Annotated in this window: 23 protein-coding genes; 11 read left to right on the top strand and 12 right to left on the bottom strand. The window is 34.0% G+C overall.

Annotated elements, in window-relative coordinates; genetic code table 11:
• Window positions 1-19 precede the first annotated feature (19 nt).
• Window positions 20-850 carry a 1,4-dihydroxy-2-naphthoyl-CoA synthase gene (locus tag LXH21_RS13965; RefSeq protein WP_239867106.1) on the bottom strand — a complete coding sequence of 277 codons (831 nt, stop codon included), beginning with the start codon at window positions 848-850 and terminating at the stop codon, window positions 20-22.
• A 163-nt stretch (window positions 851-1,013) separates the two neighbouring features.
• On the opposite strand from LXH21_RS13965, the gene LXH21_RS13960 reads away from it, so the two are divergent.
• On the top strand, window positions 1,014-1,883 hold the full coding sequence (locus tag LXH21_RS13960) for a hypothetical protein (RefSeq protein WP_239867104.1): 870 nt from the start codon (window positions 1,014-1,016) through the stop codon (window positions 1,881-1,883).
• Window positions 1,884-2,496: 613 nt separating this feature from the next.
• Here the strand turns inward: LXH21_RS13960 and LXH21_RS13955 are convergent.
• The 7 genes from LXH21_RS13955 to rpsF all read right to left on the bottom strand — a co-directional run bounded on the left by LXH21_RS13955 (window position 2,497) and on the right by rpsF (window position 10,832).
• Window positions 2,497-3,357, bottom strand: coding sequence for a CvfB family protein (locus LXH21_RS13955; protein ID WP_239867101.1), 861 nt, complete (start codon window positions 3,355-3,357; stop codon window positions 2,497-2,499).
• A gap of 357 nt (window positions 3,358-3,714) precedes the next feature.
• Entirely contained in the window at window positions 3,715-5,715 is a 2,001-nt protein-coding gene (gene ligA / locus LXH21_RS13950; RefSeq protein ID WP_239867098.1) for an NAD-dependent DNA ligase LigA, read from the bottom strand.
• Between the two features lie 72 nt (window positions 5,716-5,787).
• A complete protein-coding gene (locus LXH21_RS13945; protein WP_239867095.1) occupies window positions 5,788-6,261 on the bottom strand; it encodes a DUF6495 family protein in 474 nt (157 codons plus the stop codon).
• 129 nt (window positions 6,262-6,390) lie between these two features.
• Window positions 6,391-9,579, bottom strand: coding sequence for a TonB-dependent receptor (locus tag LXH21_RS13940; RefSeq protein ID WP_239867092.1), 3,189 nt, complete (start codon window positions 9,577-9,579; stop codon window positions 6,391-6,393).
• Between the two features lie 110 nt (window positions 9,580-9,689).
• Window positions 9,690-10,127: a 50S ribosomal protein L9 gene (gene rplI / locus LXH21_RS13935; protein WP_239867089.1), complete on the bottom strand. Its 438-nt coding sequence runs from the start codon at window positions 10,125-10,127 to the stop codon at window positions 9,690-9,692.
• 61 nt (window positions 10,128-10,188) lie between these two features.
• Window positions 10,189-10,485 carry a 30S ribosomal protein S18 gene (gene rpsR, locus LXH21_RS13930; protein WP_066077030.1) on the bottom strand — a complete coding sequence of 99 codons (297 nt, stop codon included), beginning with the start codon at window positions 10,483-10,485 and terminating at the stop codon, window positions 10,189-10,191.
• A gap of 5 nt (window positions 10,486-10,490) precedes the next feature.
• Entirely contained in the window at window positions 10,491-10,832 is a 342-nt protein-coding gene (gene rpsF, locus LXH21_RS13925) for a 30S ribosomal protein S6 (RefSeq protein WP_239867086.1), read from the bottom strand.
• 185 nt (window positions 10,833-11,017) lie between these two features.
• On the opposite strand from rpsF, the gene LXH21_RS13920 reads away from it, so the two are divergent.
• Window positions 11,018-11,713, top strand: coding sequence for a LytR/AlgR family response regulator transcription factor (locus LXH21_RS13920; protein WP_239867083.1), 696 nt, complete (start codon window positions 11,018-11,020; stop codon window positions 11,711-11,713).
• Here the strand turns inward: LXH21_RS13920 and priA are convergent.
• Genes priA through nadC form a run of 4 tightly spaced genes read right to left on the bottom strand, consistent with a single transcriptional unit; the run spans window position 11,710 to window position 16,515 of the window.
• A complete protein-coding gene (priA, locus tag LXH21_RS13915; protein WP_239867080.1) occupies window positions 11,710-14,163 on the bottom strand; it encodes a replication restart helicase PriA in 2,454 nt (817 codons plus the stop codon). The genes LXH21_RS13920 and priA overlap by 4 nt on opposite strands.
• Before the next feature lie 45 nt (window positions 14,164-14,208).
• Entirely contained in the window at window positions 14,209-14,634 is a 426-nt protein-coding gene (locus LXH21_RS13910) for a DUF2147 domain-containing protein (RefSeq protein WP_239867078.1), read from the bottom strand.
• A 40-nt stretch (window positions 14,635-14,674) separates the two neighbouring features.
• On the bottom strand, window positions 14,675-15,625 hold the full coding sequence (locus LXH21_RS13905) for a YihY/virulence factor BrkB family protein (RefSeq protein WP_239867075.1): 951 nt from the start codon (window positions 15,623-15,625) through the stop codon (window positions 14,675-14,677).
• 32 nt (window positions 15,626-15,657) lie between these two features.
• Window positions 15,658-16,515, bottom strand: a complete 858-nt coding sequence (gene nadC, locus LXH21_RS13900) for a carboxylating nicotinate-nucleotide diphosphorylase (protein WP_239867072.1) — start codon at window positions 16,513-16,515, stop codon at window positions 15,658-15,660.
• Between the two features lie 359 nt (window positions 16,516-16,874).
• Between nadC and LXH21_RS13895 the strand changes: the two genes are divergently transcribed.
• From LXH21_RS13895 to tpx, 9 genes are all read left to right on the top strand, one after another.
• Entirely contained in the window at window positions 16,875-17,438 is a 564-nt protein-coding gene (locus LXH21_RS13895) for a hypothetical protein (protein WP_239867069.1), read from the top strand.
• A 324-nt stretch (window positions 17,439-17,762) separates the two neighbouring features.
• Window positions 17,763-19,340 (top strand): glycoside hydrolase family 10 protein, encoded by a 1,578-nt coding sequence (locus tag LXH21_RS13890; RefSeq protein WP_239867066.1) that lies wholly within the window; start codon window positions 17,763-17,765, stop codon window positions 19,338-19,340.
• Window positions 19,330-20,604 carry an MFS transporter gene (locus LXH21_RS13885; RefSeq protein WP_239867063.1) on the top strand — a complete coding sequence of 425 codons (1,275 nt, stop codon included), beginning with the start codon at window positions 19,330-19,332 and terminating at the stop codon, window positions 20,602-20,604. Before LXH21_RS13890 ends, LXH21_RS13885 begins: the two co-directional genes overlap by 11 nt.
• 18 nt (window positions 20,605-20,622) lie before the next feature.
• Entirely contained in the window at window positions 20,623-22,221 is a 1,599-nt protein-coding gene (locus LXH21_RS13880) for a glycoside hydrolase family 3 protein (RefSeq protein ID WP_239867060.1), read from the top strand.
• A 34-nt stretch (window positions 22,222-22,255) separates the two neighbouring features.
• Entirely contained in the window at window positions 22,256-23,719 is a 1,464-nt protein-coding gene (gene nhaC, locus LXH21_RS13875) for a Na+/H+ antiporter NhaC (RefSeq protein ID WP_239867057.1), read from the top strand.
• 346 nt (window positions 23,720-24,065) lie between these two features.
• A complete protein-coding gene (locus tag LXH21_RS13870; protein ID WP_239867053.1) occupies window positions 24,066-24,704 on the top strand; it encodes a peroxiredoxin in 639 nt (212 codons plus the stop codon).
• A 181-nt stretch (window positions 24,705-24,885) separates the two neighbouring features.
• Window positions 24,886-25,194 carry a thioredoxin family protein gene (locus LXH21_RS13865; protein ID WP_239867050.1) on the top strand — a complete coding sequence of 103 codons (309 nt, stop codon included), beginning with the start codon at window positions 24,886-24,888 and terminating at the stop codon, window positions 25,192-25,194.
• 246 nt (window positions 25,195-25,440) lie between these two features.
• Complete coding sequence (locus LXH21_RS13860) at window positions 25,441-25,698, top strand: DUF6952 family protein (protein WP_239867047.1); 258 nt, start codon at window positions 25,441-25,443, stop codon at window positions 25,696-25,698.
• A gap of 276 nt (window positions 25,699-25,974) precedes the next feature.
• Window positions 25,975-26,472, top strand: a complete 498-nt coding sequence (tpx, locus tag LXH21_RS13855; protein WP_239867044.1) for a thiol peroxidase — start codon at window positions 25,975-25,977, stop codon at window positions 26,470-26,472.
• The last annotated feature ends 3 nt before the right edge of the window (window positions 26,473-26,475 follow it).

The following is a 26,475-nucleotide window of genomic DNA, read 5'->3' as shown; positions in this document are numbered from 1 at the left end:
TATATAAAAGTTGTAATTATTATGGTAACCATTTTTTCTCAAAATTTGGTTTTCTCTTCTCCAAGAAAGCATTTCTACCCTCCTTTGCTTCTTCTGTCATATAGGCTAATCTTGTAGCTTCGCCTGCAAAAACTTGTTGACCAACCATACCGTCATCTGTCAAGTTCATTGCAAACTTCAACATTTTGATTGACGTAGGTGATTTAGCTAATATTTCTTGCGCCCATTCATAGGCAGTATCTTCTAATTCATCGTGTGGTATTACAGCATTGACCATTCCCATTTCAAATGCTTCTTGAGCAGAATAATTTCGTCCTAGAAAGAAAATTTCTCTTGCTTTCTTTTGACCCACCATTTTAGCCAAATACGCAGATCCATAACCTCCGTCAAAACTTGTTACATCGGCATCTGTTTGTTTAAAAATAGCATGCTCTTTACTAGCCAATGTCATATCGCAAACTACATGAAGACTGTGACCACCACCAACAGCCCATCCTGGAACAACAGCAATCACGACTTTTGGCATAAAACGTATTAAACGCTGCACCTCTAATATATTTAAACGGTGTTGACCATCTTCTCCTACATACCCTTGATGTCCACGCGCATTTTGGTCACCTCCACTGCAAAAAGAATAAACACCATCTTTTGTAGAAGGTCCTTCTGCACTAAGTAAAACAACTCCAATAGAAGTATCTTCTTGTGCATTGTAAAAAGCATCATACAATTCTGAAGTTGTTTTCGGTCGAAAAGCATTGCGTACATTAGGACGATTAAAAGCAATTCTGGCAACTCCATTGCACTTCTTATAGGTGATATCTTCGTATTCTTTGGCAGTAATCCAATCCATTGTCATTCTGTTTTTAAATTGATAGCGTAAAATTAAATCATTTTCTTTGCATTTTGGGTATCCAGCTTTTTATTTAGTCATTAAATGACCAAATGATTCAAAGCAAACCCCATTTAAACGTAAGATATTTTGGCTTTTCTGGTTAAAATTCGTTATATTTACCATGATAGCCAACCTTATAACCACTACCAGACCAATGAATTTATGGTTAAAATATGCTACTTACATCAGAAATAATATCTTAATCTCTTGCTCAAAAAAGAAAGATTTAAAATATTGGCAAGATGATATGTTTGCAAATACCATACTTTATATTTTACCACTCAGTTTAATTGCATTGATTCCATCACTGATATGGTCGTACAAAATGGAATTGTACACTATGATTATTGTTGATATAGCCGCAGTTTTACTAACCTGCATTATTGCTTTCAAAAAAAATATCCCCTTAAAAAATCGAAAAACGATATTTATAACGACTGCTTATACCTTAAGTACGTTCCTTGTTTACTATGCGGGGCTAAACAGTACTTTGTTTCTACTAGCAACTTGCTTCCTATCCTTGTTCATTTTTACTTTCGACAACCAGTACACTCCAGCATATATCAATATTGCTATATCTGTAACATATATCGTTCTTATCTCAAATAACATTTTACCAGACCCAGCAATAATATTTGAATCTACTGTCTTATTTGCTGTGTTCTCTAACCTAATATTCCTGAGCTTACTGATGTCTGCTTTGGTTCCACAACTTTTTAAAGGTCTTGATGAAAGCTTTAAAAAAAGTATTGAGCATTATGAAAAAATTGATAAGCAGAACGAACTGTTGAAAGAGATTACCTGGATACAGTCGCATGTGGTTAGAGCACCGCTTTCTAGATTAATGGCAATTACCTACTTATTAAAAGATTTTAGCCTTACTGATGAGGAAAAGAAATTTTTTATCGAAAATATTATCATCTCAAGTAATGAGCTAGATACAATCATTCAGGAAATAGTGACTAAATCAGAGAGTATTCGATCTTCATAATTTAGAAATGAGCAGATTAGCTTGTTGATGGCTATGAATTTCTAAAATATGGTAATCCTTATCGCGTTAATCGTGCTCAACTGTTAAAATTCAATTAATAAAATTACTTTTTGCATTGTAGAACACTTTTTTATGAGTACCTTAGACATAGTTAGTTAAAGCATAGATTAATAATAAGATTACCGACTAACTATTTATAATTTCACTGAATTATTAACCTAAAAAAAGAATTTTTGAGAAACACATCACACTTTATCACTCTTTTTTGTACGGTACTAAATATAACATTCGGAAGAAAAGAGCCTCAACAGGGAACGCTAAGATTGATTTCAATTTACTCTGGAAACACCAAAGGTTAAAAGTTAGATTACTATACTTGATTTTGTAAATCATTAAAATGAAGAAGTACAATCTAAAGACGTTATTAAAAACCAACGGCTATTTTGTAGAAAGGTATTGTAATAATTTTGGAAGTTTAAAAAGATAAAGAAAATTTACAAAAAGGAAACGGCAGATTGGGTTTCCATTTATTAAAATTATTGCATTTCAAGATTACGAAATGCTACTAAATAAGAGAAAGACTAATCAAATTGATTAGTCTTTCTTTTTTTTACTACAATGCCGACTCGACCAAGTAAATACCGTCTTCTTTTATTTCGATCAATTTCTCTCTATACAGAGCACCAATTGCTTTTTTGAAAATCTTTTTACTCATTTTCAACACGGTTTTTATATCTTCAGGATGTGATTTGTCATTTAGTCTCAAAAAGCCACGGCTAGCGCGCAGTTCATTCAGAATTAAATCTGCATTTGGTTCTATACTTGCGTATCCTTGTTCCTGTAATGCTACATCAATCTTATTATCTGGTCGTATATTTTTTATAAAACCTCTCATACGATCACCCGTACGAATAGCGTCATCATAAACTTCATCTTTGTACAGTAATCCCTTATGTTGCTCGTTAATGATAACATTAATACCAATCTCAGTGATATGAGAAACAATCAAATCAACTTCCTCACCTTTTTCAACTGTCAATACTTCGTTTTTCAAAAACTGATTTGTCTTACTCGAAGCTACTAAACGATTTGTCTTTTCGTCCATGTACAAGTAAACCAAGTATCGCTTTCCTTTTTCCATAGGACGTGCTTGCTCTTTAAAAGGAACCAGAATGTCTTTCTCCATTCCCCAGTCCATAAAAGCACCAATTTGATTGGTATAGTTCACACGCAACAGCGCAAATTCATTCAATAAAATATAAGGCTCTAGAGTAGTTGCCACAGGACGTTGTTCATGATCTAGGTAAACAAAAACAATAAGTTCTTCTCCTATTTCAAAAACATTTGGTACATATTTATTAGGTAAAAGCACGTCATGAATACCTTCAGGATCTTTTTCGGCATCACCCAAAAACAACCCCACTTGGGTATCTCTTAAAATCTTCAGCGCATTGTATTTTCCTATTTTAATCATTTCTTCTAATTTTCTAAGGTGCAAAGGTACGAAGTTTGAAAATAGGAAGCCCCTACTTATTATGACCAATTTTAATTTAAGGAGCACAACAACCTATTTTAGATCACGATTGTACCCGCTTTCAGCTTTATCTCTTCCTCCCCAAAATTTGGGAGCAAGAGGATACCACTTCAATCGGGGCTATAAGAGATAATTTATTCCTATAATTATACCCAGTAAATAAGGTCTATTTGATAGAAATATCAACTAACTTATCTACTCTTACACATCTACTTACAAAACTAATTCTGCCTACATTATTTTTTTAAGATATAACAAACTTTAAGATTTGATTCAGTATAGATATTGAATTTACCATCATTTCTTTAGCATCTCCATGAATTCTATCTCAGAGATTATAGGAATATTTAATTTGTTTGCTTTGTCAAGTTTTGCAGGGCCCATATTATCACCAGCTAGCACATAATGAGTTTTTGAGGAAATTGAGCTACCAACTTTTCCACCATTATCTTCGATAGCTTTTTTCAAATCGTCACGTGAAAATTGAGTAAAAACACCCGAAACAACGAAAACTTTCCCTTCAAGAATATTGGTAGCGTTTAAATTCACCTTTTCAACGATCTCAAATTGAACTCCATATTCTTTCAAGCGTTCAATTATCAAACGGTTTTCGTCGTTTTCAAAAAAGTCAATAACACTTTGTGCAATACGCTCTCCAATTTCATCCACCAAAATCAAGTCCATTAAAGTTGCTTGAGACAAGGCATCAATGTTTTTATAATGCTTCGCTAATTTTTTGGCTACTGTCTCACCCACAAATCGAATCCCTAACGCATACAATACACGTTCAAACGGAATACTTTTGGATTCGTTTACCCCTTTCACCAAATTCTCAGCAGATTTTTGCGCCATTCTTTCCAAGGGAACAATTTGATCTACATTAAGCGTATATAAATCGGCATAATTTTGCACCAAGCCATTGTTATACAGCAGTGCTACGGTTTCACCTCCCAACCCTTCAATATCCATAGCTTTGCGAGAGATGTAATGTTGAATACGACCAATTATTTGCGGAGGGCAACCGTAAAAATTTGGACAATAGTGATTTGCTCCTCCTTCTAGACGCACTAGTTCAGATTCGCATTCTGGACAATGTGTAATATATAAAGTGTGTTCTGCAGATGAGGGACGTTGTGATAAATCAACCGCTATAATTTTAGGTATAATCTCTCCTCCTTTTTCGACAAAGACAGTATCACCTACGCGTATATCTAATTTTTCTATTTGATCAGCATTATGTAGCGAAGCACGTTTTACAACTGTTCCCGCCAATTGGACTGGCTCAAGATTTGCAACAGGAGTAATCGCCCCAGTTCTTCCTACTTGATAGGATATAGAATTTAATACTGTAGCAACTTGTTCTGACTTAAATTTATAAGCAATTGCCCAACGAGGAGATTTGGCGGTGTATCCTAATTCTTCTTGATAGTGGTGATTATTCACTTTTACTACAACTCCGTCAGTCTCATAAGGTAATTTATGACGGTGTACGTCCCAATAATCAATAAAGTTAAAAACTTCATCTAAGTTGTTTGCCAATTTAGCGGCAGCGGGAACTTTAAACCCCCATTCTCTAGCTGTTTCCAAACCTTCAAATTGCGAATTAAATGGTAAGTTTTCGCCAACTATTGAATACAGCAAACAATCCAACGGTCGTTTTGCAACTTCGGCGCTATCTTGCAATTTTAAACTCCCCGAAGCAGTATTTCTAGGGTTTGAATAAGGTGTCTCCCCTATTTCGATCAAATCCTGATTCATTTTTTCGAAACCTTTAAATGGCAATATAATTTCACCACGAATATCGAATTTAGGAGGATAATTACCTTTTAATTTTAACGGTATAGAGCGAATTGTTTTTATATTATTGGTCACATCATCACCTTGAAATCCATCTCCACGAGTAACGGCACGAATTAATCGCCCCTTTTCATAGGTAATACTCATTGAAGCACCATCATATTTTAACTCGCATGTATACTGCAACGACACTTCACCTAATTGCTTTTGCAGACGTTTTTCCCACTCTAACAAATCCTCTTTCGAATAAGAATTATCCAAAGAATACATACGTTGCTCATGCGCTACCGTCACGAAATTTTTGGTAATTCCTCCTCCAACTCTTTGCGTTGGCGAATTAACATCAAAGAATTGCGGATTACTTTGTTCTAATTCTTGAAGCTCTTTTAACTTTAAATCAAAATCAAAATCAGAAATTTCGGGAGTATCGAGAACGTAGTAATTGTGATTGTGCTGATTAAGTTCTTCTCTTAACAAAAGTATTTTAGGTAGCATATCCATAAAAAAAATTGGCTATTTTAGTATTTAATTTTGCGTACTAAAATAACCAATTTAAAAGAAATAATGCCAAAATTACGATTCAATAATCGTATTTATTTGCTTGTATAATTGTCCGTCACTTAAAAATGCACCTTGCTGAATAAGCGCAAATAAGGAAACGTTACGTTCATCTGAAAATTCTTTTTTACCCACTTTCATTTCGATCGTATCTTTAAACATGTTGTCACTCAACCATTGCAGACCTTCATTTGTCAAGAAATCTACTTCGGGTACTAGTGATTTTAAAACAATTGAATTGATATACGTATCAAAGGTTTGAAAGAGAAAAATGTGATTTTTAGAAAAATGCTCTAAATATTCGGCCTTATTAAGAACTCCTTCCCAAATCAAATCAGAGAAAACATCTAGTTCTTGCTCGGCTACATCAGGTTTTTCAGCTTTAATTTTATCCCATTCTGCTTTATCAATCGTTTGTGTTGCCAAGAAGTTGGTAAACTCCTGCGTTAATTCTTCAAATTGCTCCTTTGTAAGTCTGCTATATTTCATCTACTTATTTTTATTTAAAATACTATTATCGAATAAACATTCGTTCAAGAACGTGCAAATTTAAAATATAAAAATAGAAAAGCCCTCTTTTGCAAGAAGGCTTTTCAAAAAAAAAATTTTAGCTAAGTCTTAGAAAATATATCTTATTCCAAACTGCGCTTGCCATCTTGACAATAAACTAGCATCGTAGTTAAATGTTTTAGTTTGTGTACCATTAAAAGTGTATGTTGGTATTGTCTTAGTTGCCTCATCAAGAGTCACACCAATTGGCTGCACGCTTGTAGGAACTTGAACTAACCCCCAATCTGAATTCAGTAAATTTCCGATATTTAAAACATCAATACTAAATTGAATGGTATTTATTTTATCAGATCCAGAACTAGGTTTGAAGTTATAGTCCTGAATTAATTTCATATCCCATTTTCCTCTCCATGGCGATAGCGCACCATAACGCTCTGTATATTGTCCTCTTATACTGCTCAAATAATCATCTTGATTAATAAACTTATCAAATGCTTCACCTTGAGCAGCTCCACCTGTAAAAGTCATTGTAGCTATCTCTGCAGTTGTCGGAACATAAAGTAAATCATTAGTTGTTAATCCGTCATTATTAATATCTCCACCGTAAATATAATTAAAACGACCACCACGAGCATACTCAAAGAATGTAGAAACCGAAGTTGCCCATTTATCATTCTTACCATATTTCCATTTCTTTGAGGCAACTCCAATAAAACGATGTTTATCACCGTACTTAGAATTAGATAAAACAGCATCGTTCACATTTCCTAGGGCAGGATTAAACGCAAAGGCATCTCCAGTAATTTCAGCTTCAATGGAGTTCACATCTTTTGAAACTAAATAGTTATAGGCGAAACTAGTATACAAACCGTTATCAAATGTTTTTTGAACTTTGACAGATGTGTTGAAAACATACCCTTTATTTGAATTTGTCATTACATAAGCATTATTTGCACCTTTATCTGTTGCACTATAAATCGCTCTTTTATCAGCACCTACTAAAACACTTGTAGGATTAACTAATCCCCAATTTTGAACATGAACGCCATTACTATCTTTATTATAGGACACATCAAGAGTAGCAATATAATTATTTTCGAATTTATGATCTAAACCTAAACTTGATCTCCATACTTGTGGCCATTTAAAATCTTTATCCATTATTTGAAAAAAGCCATCGTCTGATCCACTTACCTGATTCCCTAACCATACAAATGGCAATTTACCAGTAAATATACCTGTTCCTCCTCGTAATTGCGTTGTTTTATCACCAGTAACATCCCAGTTGAAACCTAACCTTGGTGACCATAATAATTTATTACTTGGAAGCGTAGTAGATATTAACTGCTCATTAGCTCCCGTTTGAGGATTGTAATATAATGTACTATTTGTTCTTGAAGCTCCGTTATCAGTATCAATATATTTTTGAATCATATCAGACGTATTAAAATACAACGGCTTGTCAATTCTCAACCCTAAAGCTAATTTAAATGTTTCAGTGATATTCCAATCATCTTGTGCATACAATGCAAATTGACCAACATTAAGTTCAGCTAACTTCCAACCACTATCTTGACCGACAGCAAAAGAGTTTTTTGTTACATCAGTATCTTGAGCATATTGTAAATTTTGCGCAATCGCACTTGTAGCAAAAGGATTAGCTGCATCTGCTAGAAAAGCAGCGACACTTGAATAAGAAGCCCCTGGAAAAGTACCATAATATCCATTTGGATTACCAAAATTATCATAACCACCTAAGTTAAAAGAATTTTTAAATTGGTATTTTTCAAAAGAAGCTCCAAAAGTAAAAGAATGATTTCCTGTAATATAACTCAAGTTATTTGTTATTTGGATTACTTTTTGGTCTAATGTATTGTTTATTGAAAATGGCTCATTACCAGCAATTATATAATTAGCACCAGATCCATCTTCAATATTAATTACAGGAGCTGGACTTGAGAAAGGATTTCTAAAATCATTAAAGTGTGTATAACCAGCTTGTAATTTATTAGAAACTGTTTCACTAATTTTAGAATTTAATTCAACTAAAAAAGCATCTAGTTTATTATTAATTTGGTATCCTGAATTTTGAAATTGCAAGATGGAAGCATTTGGTCCTCTAAAACCTAGTGCCGTAGGATGGGCAGGCTTGTCTTTGGATGCATCTAAAAAGTTATAAATAACTGCTAATTTGTTATCATCATTAATATTCCAGTCAAACTTGATAATTCCTTTATTAGAATCAGAATTATGAGTAAACCCTTGATAAGCCCCTGTATCATAACCTAAAGTTGACAATGCTGTAGAAACAGCAACTAAATCTGATTCTAAAACCCTTGACTCATTGATTCCAGTAACGCCATCACCGTTGTTTGAGGTAAAGTTAGATCCTAAATCACTTCTTTTATCAATTTCATAATTAGCAAAAAAGAACAATTTATTTTTAATAATAGGACCACCGATACTAAAACCGGCTTGCGTTTGCTCTAATGAAGGAACAAAAATCTTTTCACCTCTAATTTTACTTCCTGTCAAATCTTGATTTCTAAAAAAAGCATAGGCTGTTCCGTGAAATTCATTTGTTCCTGATTTGGTTACGGCATTTACAGAAGCTCCCGTAAATCCTGATAATGTAACATCATAAGGAGCGGTAGCTACTTGAATTTGATCGATAGCATCAAGTGAGATAGGCTGAGAACCCGTTTGTCCACCTGGAGTAGCAGCATCTAATCCAAATGGATTATTAAAAACAGCGCCGTTTAAAGAATAACTGTTGTATTGATCGTTCCTACCTCCAAAAGATCCTCCACTAGCAGATGGCTCTAATCGTGTAAAATCTTCGGCAGATCTTGAAATTGTAGGTAAGGAAGTTATTTCTTTTCTACCAATAGTTGTTTCTGCACCTGTTCTTCCGCTACCAAAAACTTTACTATTTGTTCCCGTTATAATAACCTCTCCTAGCTGTTGACTTTCGTCGTTTAATACAGCATCAATTAAAAAAGGTTTTCCAAGTTCTAAAAAAACCTCACTGTAGGTATGAGAAACATATCCTATATATGATACTATAACCTTATAAGGTCCCCCAACTCGCATGTTAAGCATATTGTAACGACCATCTTCATTTGTTATTGCAGAATATTTCGTCCCCGTAGGAGCGTGTACTGCGTAGATTGTTGCACCTGGTAGTAATTCTTCTGTGGCACTCTTTACTGTTCCTCTTATGCTCGAAGTAGTTGTTTGTGCGATAGTTAGCTGCATCCCCAATACTAAAAACAATAAATTTAAAATTTTTTTCATTTAGCTTATTTTATGTTGTGTTATTCAAAAATAGCCAAAAAAAAATCACTCCGAAGAGTGATTCTTAATATTTTATTAAAATATTGTTAACAAAAGTTAACAAACCTTAATTATTCTGCAACGATTTCATAAGGTAAATCTACAATTACATCTCTATGTAAACGAACGCTTGCGTTGTATTTACCAGTACGTTTAACGATACCACTAGTGATGAATTTTCTATCAATTTCTTGACCACCTTTTGCTAATGCAGCAGCGATATCAATATTCGTGATTGAACCGAATAATTTTTCACCACCTGCTTTTGCAGTTATCTTAATTTCGATAGCTTTCAATGATTCTGCTACTGCTTGCGCATCAGCAACTACTTTAGCTTCTTTGTGAGCTCTTTGTTTAAGGTTTTCAGCTAATACTTTTTTCGCAGAAGAAGTTGCCAAATGAGCAAATCCTTGAGGAATTAAGAAGTTACGACCGTATCCGTTTTTCACGTTTACTACATCGTCTTTAAATCCTAAATTTTGAACGTCTTGTTTTAATATAAGTTCCATGTTGTTGTCCTTTGTTATAGAAGTTAGGTTTCATTTTCAGAAAACCAACAACTGATTTTAATTATTTAAGTAAATCGGCCACGTATGGCATTAAAGCTAAGTGACGTGCACGCTTAACAGCTACAGACACTTTTCTTTGGTATTTTAATGAAGTACCTGTTAAACGACGAGGAAGAATTTTTCCTTGCTCATTTACGAACTTCAATAAGAAATCAGCATCTTTATAATCGATATACTTGATACCAGATTTTTTAAAACGACAGTATTTCTTTTGTTTGTTTGTTTCTATATTTAAAGGAGTAAGATATCTGATATCTCCGTCTTTTTTTCCTGAAGCAGATTGTTGTAATGTTGCCATAATAATTAAGCTTTTTGAGATTTAAGTTTTGCTCTTCTTCTTTCAGCCCAAGAGATAGCATGTTTGTCAAGACTTACAGTTAAGAAACGCATAACTCTTTCGTCACGTCTAAATTCAGTTTCAAAAGCAATTAAAACTTCTGGTGAAACGTTGAATTCGAACAAGTGATAAAAACCACTTTTCTTGTTTTGGATTTCGTAAGCCATCTTTTTAAGACCCCAGTCTTCTTTAGATACAAAAGTAGCCCCTCTAGTAGTAAGAAAATCTTCAAATTTGCTTACTGTTTCCTTTACCTGAACATCAGATAAAACGGGATTTAAAATGAAAACAGTTTCATAATGATTCATAAAATATATGTTTTTATTAATTTGGATGCAAAAGTAGTAAATATTTTTTATTAGACAATGACAAATGTTAAAAATTCGTCCAAATACATTTAAGTCCGTTTAAAGGCAAATAAAGTCGACGAAAAATTAGTTTTATCGAAAAAAACATACTAATTTTACAAAACCAAATCTTAAATACAAAAAACATGAAATTAAATTGCGTAGTTGTAGATGATAGCTCTATACAACGGATGATAATTGCAAAGTTAGTGAATAATCATACCAATCTTAACTTAGTAGGAGATTTTTCTAATGCAATTGAGGCCAAAAGTTGTATGTCTATACATAATGTAGATTTAATCTTTCTGGACATTGAAATGCCTGTCATCAGCGGTTTTGATTTCTTAGATGGTTTAAAAACTAAACCTCAAATTATTTTTGTTACTTCCAAAGCAGAATATGCTATGAAAGCGTTTGATTATGATGCTACCGATTACTTACAAAAGCCTATTGCGATTGATCGCTTTAATGCTTCTGTAAAAAGAGCTGTAGATCAGTACTTATACAAAAACGACAATAAGGATGACGAGGGCGAACACATTTTCATCAAGAGTAATTTAAAAAAGTTAAAGATTTTTACCTCTAGAATTAAATGGATTGAAGCATTTGGAGATTATGTAAGAGTGGTTACAGAAGAAGACAGTCATTTAGTACTCTCTACTATGAAATCATTTGAAGCTGATTTACCAGGAACTAGATTCGTAAGGGTTCATAAATCTTATATTATCAATATCGATAAAGTAGAGCGCTTCAATAGCAAATTTGCAGAAATAGGTCCTACTAAGATACCTTTAAGTAGAAACAAAAAAGAAGACCTTGTAAGAGCACTTACTGTAGACTAATAAAAATCTACGTTAATTGTTACTTTAATCGCTTTGTATTGCGGTACAGCATCAAAACTATTCAATATTTTTTGGATAGTTTTTTTTGTGCCATTAATTGACTTGTCTTGTGGGATTTTGATCAAGATCGTACGAATGTATTCATTTCTAATGCGGTTAATTGCCGGTTCTTCAGGTCCAAGAATCGAAATATTTAAATTCTGAACCAGTAGGTTGTACAACCACATCGCACCTTCATTCAATTTATTATACTCTCTCTGCTTTAATGTCAATTTTATAATTCTATAATAAGGTGGGTAATAGTAAATCTTTCGATCATACAATTGCTCCTTATACATGCCAATATAGTCGTTACGCGTAACTTGCTGAATTGTATTATGATTTGGGTTATATGTCTGGATTATTACCTTACCTTGTTTTACTGATCGACCAGCACGGCCTGCTACTTGAGTCATCATCTGGAAACTTCTTTCAAAAGCTCTAAAATCAGGATGAAATAACATATTATCAGCATTCATTATTCCGACCAGACTTACATTATCAAAATCCAAACCTTTGGCCAACATTTGGGTTCCAACCAAGATGTCAATTTCTTGATTTTTAAAACTATCAATAAACTTCTCAAAGCTAAATTTTCCACGAGTAGTATCTTGATCCATTCGACCTATCTTGGCATTAGGAAAAAGTTGCACTAATTCTTGCTGAATCTGTTCGGTACCAAATCCCTTTGTTGTCAAATCTATACTTGAACAGTTATGGCAATTGGTCGGTTTTGATATAGAATAGCCACAATAGTGGCATCGCAATTGGTTTTTGTGTTTGTGATAGGTTAGACTTACGTCACATTGTTGGCATTGCGGTACATGACCACATGTCATACACTCTAGCAAGGGCGAATACCCTCTCCTATTTTGAAATAATATTACCTGCTCGCCTAGTGCAATAGCATTAGTAATTCTTTCGATAAGTATTTGACTAAAATGCCCTGTCATCTGTTTTCGAAAGTACTTATCTTTAATATCAACAAGTTCTATTTCTGGCATCATTACTTTCCCAAATCTTTCAGTGATGGTAGCCAAACCATATTTGTCTATTTGTGTATTATAGTAGGTTTCCAAACTTGGTGTTGCAGAACCCAAAAGAACTTTGGCCTTGTATAAATGTGCTAAAACAATACCTGCATCACGAGCATGATATCGAGGTGCCGGATCCATCTGTTTAAAAGTTTGCTCATGCTCCTCGTCAATCACTATCAATCCAAGATCCTGGAAGGGTAAAAATAGCGATGAGCGCGAACCTATTACAATTTGAGCTTTTTCTGTACATTGTAATACCTGATTCCACACTTCTACGCGTTCGTTATTATTGTATTTTGAATTAAAGACAGCAACTTTATTTCCAAAGTACGTCCGCAATCGTCCAACAAGCTGCGTTGTGAGTGCAATTTCTGGAAGAAGGTATAATATTTGCTTTCCGCTTTGTAAATACCCTTCAATTAACTTGATGTAAATTTCTGTTTTTCCACTTGAGGTTACGCCTTGTAAAAGACAAACATCTTTAGTCTCAAAACTTGTTTTAATGGTTACGAAAGCATTTTGTTGTGCCTCACTTAGTACGATGGCTTCATCAGAAGATTTGCCTTTGAATTGTACCCTATCCTCTTGAATTAAGTATTCTTCAAAAATTTCTTTATCTACCAATGCTCTTATTATGGCACTACTTACATTGGCCTTTTCTACTAATTTTTTTACTGCTATTGGTTTCTTTTCAACAGCACTAAGTTGAAAATAAGCAAGTACAATTTCTTTCTGCTTCGCAGCGTTTTTTAATATTTCTAATAACAAGTTTAAGCCTTCATTCGAATCATATTTAGAATGTAACCTTATATATCGAACAAGTTTGGGTTTGTAAGTCTCCTGAATTTCTTCCTCGATGACCACGATATTTTTATCGATCATTTTCTGAATAACCGGAAAAACTGTTTTTTTGTTTAAAATGGCACTAATTTCCTGAATCTTCAGTGAGGATTGCAACTGTAATGCTTGATAAATAAGATACTCCTCATCTGTGAGTTCAGATTCATCTATAAATTGATCTTGTTTTTGAGTAATTAATGTTTCGCTTTCCAACAAGAAAGCAGATGGTAGCGCTGCACGGTACACATCACCAATTGCACACATATAGTAAGTTGCAATCCATTGCCAGTGCGCAATTTGTTTTTCGGTAACGATTGGTTTCTCATCTAATATTTGATGAATTTCCTTCGCATCATATAAATCTGGTTTGTTTTGATGCGTATCTATTACTAGAGCTGTATAAATCTTATTTTTACCAAAGGGGACAGATAGTCGCATTCCTTTTTTGATAAAGTGATACTCCTCTTCCGAAATACTGTAGGTAAAGGTTTTGGCCAATGAAAGTGGCATTATAACTTCAACAAAAAATTGCATTTATTTTATATATTAAATTCTGAGGAATATGTTGTTTTCAAAAAATTACTTAACTCTGTACCAATATTGAGTCCTACCAAAAAGTGCAAAACCGATGTAGCCACGTACTTTTAATTTGTCTTTCTCTTTTAACTCAATTAGGCATCTGTAAAGTTTACCATTGGTAGGATCCAAAATCTCTCCTGAATTGTATTCCTTACCATCTTTTACTAATCCCTTAATGATAGTCAAACCGAGAATTGGCTTATCTGCATCTTCGCCCTGACAGTTTTGACACAAAGCATCTTCACGACCAGGAACTAAAATACTGATTACTTTTCCGTAGATCTTACCCGATTTCTTATAGATCTCAACAACACCTTTTGATTTCCCTGTCTCGTCATCTATGTTTTTCCACTTCCCTACAACATCTTGAGAATAAAAGGTAGTGGTCACAAATAAGAGAATTATTGCAACACTATTTCTTATCATATTTTTATCTTTAGCAAACAGCAGATAGAAGGCAAAATAACTAGTTATCTTCTAATTTTTTCGTGCTCATTTTTTCATTAATCGCTCTGCGTTTGTAAATCGTTGCATTCAATTCGAAACCTAAAAGAAGAATCATGCAATTGATCCAGATATAGAACATCACTATTAATAAGGTTCCGATAGAACCATATAATTCATTGTATTTAGAAAAATGTATAACCCAAATCCCGAAGAAATAGGAAGTCAGAATTGTTAGTATTGTACTAAAAATTGAAGCTTTAGAAATAAATGCTCCTCTGTACTTGTCTTTGGTTCCAAATTTAAACAGAATCGAGGTCGTAATCAAAATCATTAACACCAAAAACACATAACGTCCCAAAATAATAAGAGGAATACTATCGCTTAAAATATCTTGAACTGCTTGTAGTTGAATAATTACCTCAAAAACAACTATCACTGCAACGGTTAATATCAATAAAAATGATAAAAAGAGAGACAAGCCAACAGCTACTAGATACTGCTGAATAAAACTCCTTTTCAGCAATACATGATTTGATCTCTGAAACCCTCCCAGTATGGCATTCAAACCATTGGCCATTAAAAAGATGGACAAGATAAATCCCGTTGAGATTAAGCCTGTATGACTGTTATTCAATATATCATCGACAATACTAGCAATCGCTTGATAGGTATTTGGAGGTACTCCATCGGCTACAAAGCTCAAAAAATCTTGTTGAAAACCTTCAATTGGGATATATGGAATCAAATTCAAAATAAATAAGGCAAAAGGAAACAAGGCCATAAAAAAACTAAAGGCGATAGATCCAGCGCGATTTGAGAAAGCACCCTCCGTAATCCCCAATCCATATAACTCTAACAGGTCATACAAAGTAAGCCCTTCCATCCTTGGAAGTTTTATTTTCTTTAATCCACTAACCAAATTCTTGACAAATGGAATACGATTTATAATAGCTTCAATTTCTGCAGACATTTATTGTTTATTTTTTATGCTATGAGTTAAATCTAAATTGCTTTTAAGCTTAAATCCATATTATAAATCGAATGTGTCAATGCACCAGATGAAATATAGTTTACACCACATTCTGCATATTGTCGAATAGTATCTTCATTGATATTTCCTGATGATTCTGTTAAACATGAATTGCCAATCAATGCAACTGCTTCCCTAGTCATATCGTAATCAAAATTATCTAACAATATTCTAAAAACCCCTTTGGCTGCAAGGATTTCTTTTACTTCTTGTAGATCTCTAGCTTCGACAATTATTTTCAAGTCACGATTTTGCTCTTTCAAATAATCTTTAGTTTTTGAAATTGCCAGTTCAATACCACCAGCAAAATCGATATGATTGTCCTTTAACATAACCATATCATATAGTGCAAAGCGATGATTTTCACCACCTCCTATTTTTACTGCCCATTTTTCTGCTACTCTAAAACTAGGCGTAGTTTTTCTAGTATCTAAAATCTTCGTATTTGTTCCTGCCAATAATTGTACATAACTATTGGTTTTTGTTGCGATTGCAGACATTCTTTGCATCGAATTCAAAACCAATCGTTCTGCCTTTAAAATGGACTGTGAACTTCCAGAAACGTGAAAAACAACATCTCCGAATTTCACTTGTGCACCATCCTCAATAAAAGTCTCCACTTTCAAATTAGGATCAACATATTCAAAAATCATTTTGGCAAAATCGACTCCAGCAATAATTCCATCATCTTTTACCAATAATTTCGCTTTTCCCTGAGCATCTGCTGGTATGCACGCTAAGGAACTGTGGTCCCCATCGCCTACATCTTCACGAATAGCATTGGCAATTAATATTTTTAATTCTACTTGAAATTGAACTTCAGTAATCATGGGTAATGTTATTTATTTAGGCTAAAATAAGACATTTTTGGCGAAATGAAAATTTGTTTAAAATATGTTTTTAAAAAAAATATCAGTAATTATAAGGTTTGAGTGCTTTACAAAATAGTAAATTACTAAAACAATTTCAGAACAATAAACATAACATTAACAACTACTGTTTTTACATCTTTGGTGCTGTTTTTTGAGTTATTATATAGGAATGAACCATTTAATAGAAAATTTTTATTGCAATTCGTAACTTCGTTTCTTAAATTTGCTAAAACAATCTATCTAGATTTTAGTCGTTATTATATGACAGTTTTTAAATTTTGTAGCCTATAAATTTAACCTACATTAAAAATTCCAGAATGAAAAAATTAGCCTTTATACTTTTTATCGCCTTATTTATCTCCTGTAAATCCAAAAAAATTGTAACCACTCAAATTCCGATTGAAACATCTACGCAGGAAACAGAGGAAACTATTGATGAAGCAAAAGAAGAAGAAGAATTAGAAGCTGACAAAGACAAAGTTCACTTTATAAAAACATTACCACGAGCTGTAAATGTAGCGCAAAAGAGAAAAGCTTACGATTTAGGGAAACGTATCTTGATGACTTGCAATACATCAACATTTAAGCCTTTTACAACTAGTGAAGCAACAAATTCTGTGATCAATAATATTACAATTGACAAGCTCTCAAAAATTTGCAACAGATACCGTCGCTACTACGGTACATTTAATGATATCGAATTGGTAGAAGTCTTTAAAAATCCAGAGACGCAGACAACAATATACAGATACAAAGCGCTCTATTCTAAAGCAGTTGCAAACAAAGAACTTCGCATGACAATGAATGCAGCCAATAAAGTATCATCAATCAAAACGATGGATTGGCAAAATGAATTTTACAAGCTAGAAACTACCAAGTAGTCAAGGTATTGGTATTTGATTGGATTTTAATCTCCGATAATTCCCCTAACCTTGATAGCAGTGAAAATCATTTTGAAGAAACGCTTAAATTTCTTGTAGGGGCAAAGCGACCGTAGGAAGCTCTTGCTACCTGCATTAGAAATTTTGGCGTTTCAAAAAAATATTGAAACGTATAGCAGGAAAATGTTCCTAATCTTTCTACTCTTTTTTTATTCTATTTTGGCAAAGATATTGTACATGCATCTTTAGAGAATAATATTTTGATTTTGGCTCAAAAGCTACTCTAAAAAAACTATTTTTGATTTTGATAAAAATTTTCCAAAAATGACTAAAAACGTTTCAATTGTTGTACTTTTTTTCTTTCTTATAACTTTTTTTTCGACCTTGACAGCACAACCAAATCCTATGCACCCTAAAAACGAATTTAGAGCGGTATGGATTGCTACTGTAGTAAATATTGACTGGCCAAAAAGTAGTTTGGATGCGGTAGCGAAGCAAAAAGCAGATTATATTGAAATTCTTGATACCTACAAAAAATTAAATTATAATGTAGTAATAGTACAAGTAAGAAGTGTGGGTGATGCATTTTACCCTTCTAAATTTGCTCCTTGGTCTCGTTATTTAACTGGAAAAGAAGGTAAAGCACCAGATCCTTATTACGATCCACTTGAATGGATGATTACCCAAGCGCATCAAAGAGGTTTTGAGTTTCATGCATGGTTCAACCCGTTTAGAGCTACTTTTGATTTGAAGAAAGAGACTTTGAGTCCAAATCATGATATGGTAAAACATCCAGATTGGATGATTAAGTACGGGGACAAATACTACTACAATCCCGGTTTACCCGAAGTGCAAAGTCAACTTGTCTCTGTAATAGAAGAAGTTGTGCGCAATTATGATATCGATGCTGTTCACTTGGATGATTATTTTTATCCTTATAAAATAGCTGGTCAAGATTTTAATGATTTTACCGCTTACAGAAAATATGGAAATGGTTTATCATTAGCTGACTGGCGACGTCTCAATACCAATAATTATGTTAAGTGCACCAATTATGCTATCAAGAAAATAAAGCCTTGGGTACAGTTTGGAATAAGCCCTTTTGGGGTATGGAGAAATAAATCGGTAGATCCAAAAGGCTCGGATACCCAATCTGGACAAACAAATTATGACGATTTATTTGCTGATCCTATGGCGTGGATGGAATACAAATGGGTCGATTATATTTTACCTCAATTATATTGGAGTATCGATCATAAAACAGCATCGTATTCAAAGTTATTAAAGTGGTGGTCTGAAAACTCAAATGGAAATGCAGCGGTGTACATTGGAAACAGTTCGTATAAAATAAATACCGATTCCGATAAAAAGTGGACTAATCCATACGAAATCCCGAATCAGATTAATTTGAATAGAAGCTATAAAAATATTCAAGGAAATGGTTTTTTTAGTGCAAAATGGTTTGTAAACAACAACAAAGCAGTAACAAAAATTCTATCTGAAAATCAATACAAATACCCTGCTCTACCGAACGTAGTTCCAGGGTTCCGATTTAGAGTGGCAGATATCCCAACAGTTTGGGACATTACAACAGATCATGAAACTGCAGATGTGATTTTGAAGTTTCCAGAGTTTGATACTATGCGATATGTAGTCGTTTATGGTTTAAAAGACAATACTATTATTGACGTTTCTAACCCTGCCAATATTATCAATAAAATAGCAATAACAGATAAAAAAGGATCTGTAAGCATCAGTCTACCAAAAGTTTATTTGGAAAAACACAATAGCTGTGCGATATCCTATATTGACTATTACGGTAACGAAAGTGCAGCTACCTTACTTTCGACTACAAAAAATTTAAAAATGATTCAAAACCAAATCACTGCAGATGAAAAATAATAAGCCATGGTACTGGATTCCGGTACTTAATTTTGCATCTGGGTTTCCTTATGCTATAATTATTGCGGTATCGGTAATAATGTATAAAAATCTTGGCATAAGCAATGAGGATATCGGGATTTACACCAGCTTATTATATTTACCTTGGGTTGTAAAACCTTTATGGAGTCCTTTTATTGATTTGTATTCTACCAAGAGAAAATGGTTTATTGCCATGCAGCTACTGATTTCGATTGCTTTCATAATTGTCGGTTTCTCTATTCCGATGAATCATTTTTTCATCATCAGTCTTGCCTTCTTCTGGATGGCAGCCTTTGCCTCTGCATCAAACGATGTTGCTAGTGATGGTTTTTATATGATTGCTTTGCAAAAAGAAGAACAATCTTTTTTTCTCGGAATTAGAAGTACGTTTTATCGCTTATCAATGCTAACCGGAAATGGACTAATAGTGATCATTGGTGGATACCTTGAACAAGAATATGGAGACAAACAAAAAGCATGGTCATATACTATGATTATTGTTGGAATTATTATGGCCATTTTGACTGTTTACAATTACTTTGCAACACCAAAATCTGAAGCAGCAAATGTGGCTGAAGCTTCTTATTCGGATTCTAAAAAGAATTTCTTTGTTGTTTTCGGATCGTTCTTTAAAAAGAAACAAATCGGACTCGTGCTTGCCTTTATCCTCTTGTTTCGTTTGGGAGAATCTCAATTATTAAAAATGCTAACACCCTTCTTAATTGATGATATAAATGTGGGGGGCTTAGGCTTGACAACCCAAGATGTGGGTATCATTTATGGTACATTTGGTGTATTGGCCTTGACAATTGGCGGAATTTTGGGCGGAATTGCAATTTCAAAAGATGGCCTTGGCAAATGGATGTTACCAATGATATTAGCAATGCATTTGCCTATCATCGGTTTTATATTGCTAGCCCATTTTCATCCCGCATCAATCTATTACATCTACATCACCGTTATCGCTGAGCAATTTGGTTATGGTTTTGGTTTTGCAGCTTTTATGATGTATTTAATTTATGTTGCTGATGGAGAATCAAAAACGTCCCATTATGCAATCGCAACTGGTTTTATGGCTTTGGGAATGATGCTGCCAGGAATGTTGAGTGGCTTTATTCAAGAATATTTAGGGTATGGAAATTTCTTTATTTGGGTATTTATTGCAACGATTCCGGGGTTAATATTATCTAGGTTTTTAATTTATCCAAAAGATTTTGGTAAAAAAACGGAAGAGATCAAGTAGTTTATAAAGTAGTAAGCAATGACATTAAAACAAAAAATAGGACATTTTTTTTTTCCGGCGGTGTTTATAAACGATACCGAAGAAAACATACAAGCAACTGAGAAGTTGATACGCGAATGCCATATTGGTGGGTTAACTTTTTTTCACAGTCGCGCGAGTGCCGCTACGAATTATGAAAGCAAAAAAAAGGTAGTTTACACAGATGATAGTTATGAGCGTTTGAAAGCGTTAATAATTCGATATCAAAAAGCGGCTTCTACCCCACTCTTAATGAGTATTGATGCAGAATGGGGACTGGCTATGCGCGTCGAAAAAACACCACAGTATCCCTACGCATTAACATTGGGCGCATTACCTGATAGCCAATCTCAATTAGTGTACGAAGTCGGTAAGCAAATTGGTTTGGACCTAAAAGCAGTCGGAATTCAATATAATTTGGCTCCCTTAGCCGACATTAATAACAATCCTAATAACCCCGTGATTGGTTATCGCTCTTTTGGTGACGATAAAAATAAAGTAGCTCATTTTGCTCTCGAATATTTACGCGGAATGAATGACGTAAATGTACTAGGTTGTCTCAAGCATTTTCCTGGTCATGGTAATACCAATGTTGACTCTCATTTAGGCTTGCCTATTTTAAAAGAGAATTTAGAAGAGTTGTTGGAGAATGAACTTATCCCTTTTATTGAAGGAATTAAAAACGGAGTTGACTCAATAATGATTGGTCATCTTGCGGTACCAGCACTTAATAATGGTAAAAACACCTCTGCCACTTTATCAAAAGCTATTATTGAAGATTTATTGCGAACTAAATTGCAATACAAAGGTTTGGTCATTTCAGATGCTTTGAACATGCACAGTGTGTCAAATTTATATGAAGTAAAAGGGGAATTAGAATGGGAAGCTTTTAATGCTGGGAACGATGTATTGTGTTTTGCAGAAAATGTTGAAGAGGGAATAAAAGCTATTTTGTCAAAAGCAACTCCAGAACGCATCGAAGAAAGTTACCAACGAATTTTGGCATGCAAAGAAAAAGTAGGCCTTTTCGAATCAGAAGTATCAATCGAAGATTCTCCTGACTTCGAAGCCGCAAGTGTGCTAAATAAAAAGATAGCGGAAAGTGCTATCACTACCCTACGAGACAATCAAAATTATCATTTAATTACTGAAGCTTCCAAAGATGACAGGCTCGGAATTTTAAGTATCTATAAAAATGCTGAAAACGCTTTCTCAAAAACCCTGTCGCATTCAGTAAAAGCAACATCTTTTGCTATAGAAAATGGAGATGCCATAGAAGAATCCGACTTTATAAAAAAAAGTGGTACTTTAGACACTGTAATTATAGCATTGTTTGTGCCCAAAGCCAAACCAATGCAGAAATTTGAAATAGAAGAATCTGTTCTTATTATGATTGCGGAATTATTCGAAAGTAAAAAATGCATATTGTATCTTTTTGGTAATCCTTACGCTTTACAAGTTATTCCTAATCTTAAAGCTGCCAGCGGAATTGTGCAAGTTTATCAAGATTTTGACGAATTTCAAGAAACGGCAGCAAACTTATTAATTACCAATACGCCTACATTAGGACGTTTGCCTGTCACAATAAATAATTTATAATACAAATACCACCTTACAATTACCAATAAAATTTATGGATACAAAAATACACCGCAACAAAGAGTTATCAATAGGAGAAGCTTTAATTCCTGTACTCGCCATTGTTATTTTATTAGGATACAATGTTTTTGTATTCGGAGACGAAGCATTAAGCGGTAGTAATCAATTCATCCTAATTATTGGTGGTGCTGTGGCAGCTATAGTTGGTTTTTTCAATAAGGTAACTTATGAGAGAATGATGGAGGAAGTCGCCAATAACATCAAATCAACTGTTGGTGCTATCCTAATTTTATTGATGGTCGGAGCCCTTGCAGGTACATGGCTCGTTAGCGGAATCATTCCAACTATGATTTACTACGGCTTGCAAATTTTAAGTCCCTCTATATTTTTACCAGCAACTTTAATCATCTGTTCTATTATTTCTATTGCAACAGGAAGTTCTTGGACAACCAGCGCTACCGTAGGTATAGCGCTTATAGGTGTTGGTGGTGCATTGGGTTTCAATTTAGGAATGGTTGCAGGAGCAGTAATCTCTGGAGCTTATTTTGGAGACAAATTATCCCCTATGTCCGATACAACCAACCTCGCTCCTGCTATGGCCGGGACCGATTTATTTACGCACATCCGTTATATGGCATTGACTACTACTCCTACTTATATAGTGACGCTAATAGTTTTTATAATAATGGGACTTACTGTAGAGAGTAAAGGAGATGTGAATATCGATGCACTTTTACACGATATTGAGTCAACATTTACGGTTTCGATATGGCTATTTGCCGTTCCGGTACTTGTAATTGGATTAATCATCAAGAAAACAGAACCATTAGTGGCACTTCTAGCCGGAACTTTACTAGCCGCTGCATTTGCCATTGTATTTCAACCGCACATCATAAATCAAATAGCGGGAGTTCAAGAAATGACATTTGAATCAGGTTACAAAGGAGTCATGAATGCAATTACACGTGATGTAGTCATCCCTACAAACAATAAAACATTAGCAGATTTATTCACCTCTGGCGGTATGCAAAAAATGCTTGGCACTATATGGTTGATTCTTTGTGCAATGGTTTTTGGAGGTATTATGGATGCAATTGGTGCGCTAGCACGTATAAGTCAGTCTTTGTTGAGAATGGCAAACAGCACATTTGGGCTTTTCGCTTCAACGGTGGGGAGTTGTTTGGCAATCAACCTTACAGCATCAGACCAATATTTATCAATTGTCGTACCTGGTAAAATGTTTGCAAAAGCGTATAAAGAGAAAGGACTGGCACCCGAAAATTTAAGCCGAACACTTGAAGATGCAGGTACGGTAACTTCGGTACTAATACCTTGGAATACTTGCGGAGCTTACCAATCAAGTACTTTAGGAGTGGCCACTGTAGACTATATTCCCTATGCAATTTTCAATATTTTAAGTCCTTTTACAACATTATTATTTGCCGCTTTCCAAATTAAAATCAAGATGTTACTAGAACCGAAACCAACCGAAATTTAAAATAATATTTTGGGCGTGCCACTAACTCAAAAAAAGGGCTATTGTAGCATACGGCTACAGGCCCTTTTCTTGAGTTAGTGTCGGGTGATCCATGCTACTTCGGTAGCTTATTCCTCCCCCTCACGCAAAGCGGAAAATAACACAATTAGGAAAATACACAAAAACTTAGAACATAAAATCTGCAAGTTTTACGGTAATAATTTGATTATCAAACCTTAACAATTGACCGTAAATACATAATAGTCAAAACCTATCATAATATAAATTTTAATAATTGCAATTGATTAAAATTACTCGAAATATCTAGTATTTTTGCAATTAGAAAAACAATAAAAAAAATAATATTATGTCTTTAGTAGGTAAAAAATTTCCAAGTATTGCAGTAGACGCTATTTCAGAAATGGGTGACAACTTAAAAATCAACATCTTTGAAGAAGCTACAAACAACAACAAAAAGATCGTTTTGTTTTGGTACCCAAAAGATTTTACTTTTGTTTGTCCAACAGAATTACACGCTTTTCAAGCTGCATTACCAGAATTTGAAAAAAGAAATACAATCGTTATCGGTGCTTCTTGTGATACAAATGAAGTACACTTTGCTTGGTTGAACACAGCAAAAAACAATGGTGGAATTGAAGGAGTAACTTACCCTATCCTAGCAGATACCAACCGTAACTTATCTTCGATTTTAGGAATTTTAGATATCGAATCTTCAGAATACAATGAAGATACAGATTCTTTGATTATCGAAGGTTCAAATGTAACTTTCAGAGCTACATATTTAATTGACGAAACTGGAAAAATCTTCCACGAAAGTGTTAACGATATGCCATTGGGTCGTAACGTAAACGAGTACATCCGTATGATTGATGCTTACACACATATCCAAGAAAAAGGAGAAGTTTGTCCTGCAAACTGGGAAGCTGGTAAAGATGCAATGTCTGCTGATAGAAATAGTACTGCTGCTTACTTAAGTGCTAACTAATTAGCAATAATTATCATATCAATGGCAATGTCACTTTTCACATTTGACCTTGTCATTGATAATTTTAAAAATTAAATCAAACATCACTCTAATCTCAATTGCACTAATCTATCTGAATGTAGCTTAAACGCATTCTTATGATTTGATTCCTGCATTGATATTGATCTAAATATATATAATTATGTTTATCGAATTAACTGAAGATACACTAGCCAACTTAGTGGCAGAAAACAATAAAGTTGTTGTACAATTTTCGGCATCATGGTGCGGTAACTGTCGTATAATGAAACCAAAATTCAAAAAATTAGCTGCAGAGAATGAAGCAATCACATTTGCTATGGTTGATGCAGAAAACTTTCCTGAATCAAGAAAATTGGCAAATGTAAGCAACCTTCCAACCTTTGCTACATTTGTAGATGGTAAATTGGTCAATGAAACACAAACTAACAAGCAAGAAGTATTAATCGAGCTAGTAAACGAAATCGTTTAATAATTTGATTATAAATGAGTTGTTGCAATCAACAACTTTTACTCTATAGCCCCGATAGCAGCGGCATCCTCTTGTATGTTGCAAATCCCGAAGAATCGGGATGCAACAAATACAAGAGATATAGCGAATAGCGGGACTGCTCTTGTACTGAAAAAGCAAAAGTTAGTGCTCCAAAAAAATTTAGTTTTAAAAATTTCAGTAATACCCTTTCTATTTTCCCTTATTCCCTACTTAATATACATAAAAATGAAACTACCTGTAATAAAACATCTTACGCAATTTATCGAAGAAAACGATCAAGATTACGTCATTGAAACCATTGAAGTGTTAGAAGCTATGACCGAAATTAGTTCTTTGAAAGACGAAGAATTAGATGTGATTGGTGAATTAATTTCAAACATGTATGGTGCGCTAGAAGTGCAAAAGTTAATCAAAAGCGGAACGGATAAAAAAGAAGCTTTGAATACCTTCATGAAACGCGTTATGGGATCGATCGATAAATAATCCCTTTAAGAATTTACTTTTACAAAGAAACGCATACTCTATTTGGATGCGTTTTTTTTTTTGCATTTAAGCCAATTCCTAAATTTTGTATAATCGTCAAAACAATAGCAATCCAATTTTTATGTAATGCTGTTCATTTTCGGCAAAGATGGTTCTAAGTTACTTTTTGACAAGCGCAATCATACAAATAACAAAAATTTAGTAATGAAAATAAATTCACTCAACGGGTTTCTTAAATAATTTTCATACTTTTGAACCTCAATAAATATAAAAATTATGGCTGCAATAACATTAAAAGGGAATAAAATAAACACTATAGGTGAATTACCAAAAGTGGGTTCAAAATTAGCTGATTTCAAATTAGTTCAAAACGATCTTTCGATTGCTACTTTGAGTAATTTTGCTGGTAAAAAATTAGTTTTAAATATTTTCCCAAGTGTTGATACAGGAACTTGTGCTGCATCTGTTAGAAAATTTAACGAAAAAGCATCTGACTTGAACAATACAACAGTATTGTGTATCTCTAGAGATTTACCATTTGCACAACAACGTTTTTGTGGTGCTGAAGGATTAACTGATGTGGTTAATTTATCTGATTTTGTTGACGGAAGCTTTGGTAAAACAAATGGTTTACAAATCGTTGACGGACCACTTGCAGGTTTGCTTTCAAGAGTGCTTATTGTTGCAGATGTAGACGGAACAATTCTATATACAGAACAAGTAGGTGATATTGTAGACGAACCGAATTACGAAGCTGCTTTAGCCGTACTTTAACTT

This window comes from Flavobacterium algicola (assembly GCF_022399565.1).
In the GTDB taxonomy this organism is placed as follows: domain Bacteria; phylum Bacteroidota; class Bacteroidia; order Flavobacteriales; family Flavobacteriaceae; genus Flavobacterium; species Flavobacterium algicola.
Note: the sequence above shows the minus strand (reverse complement) of the source record. Positions and strands in the feature narration are given on the sequence as shown.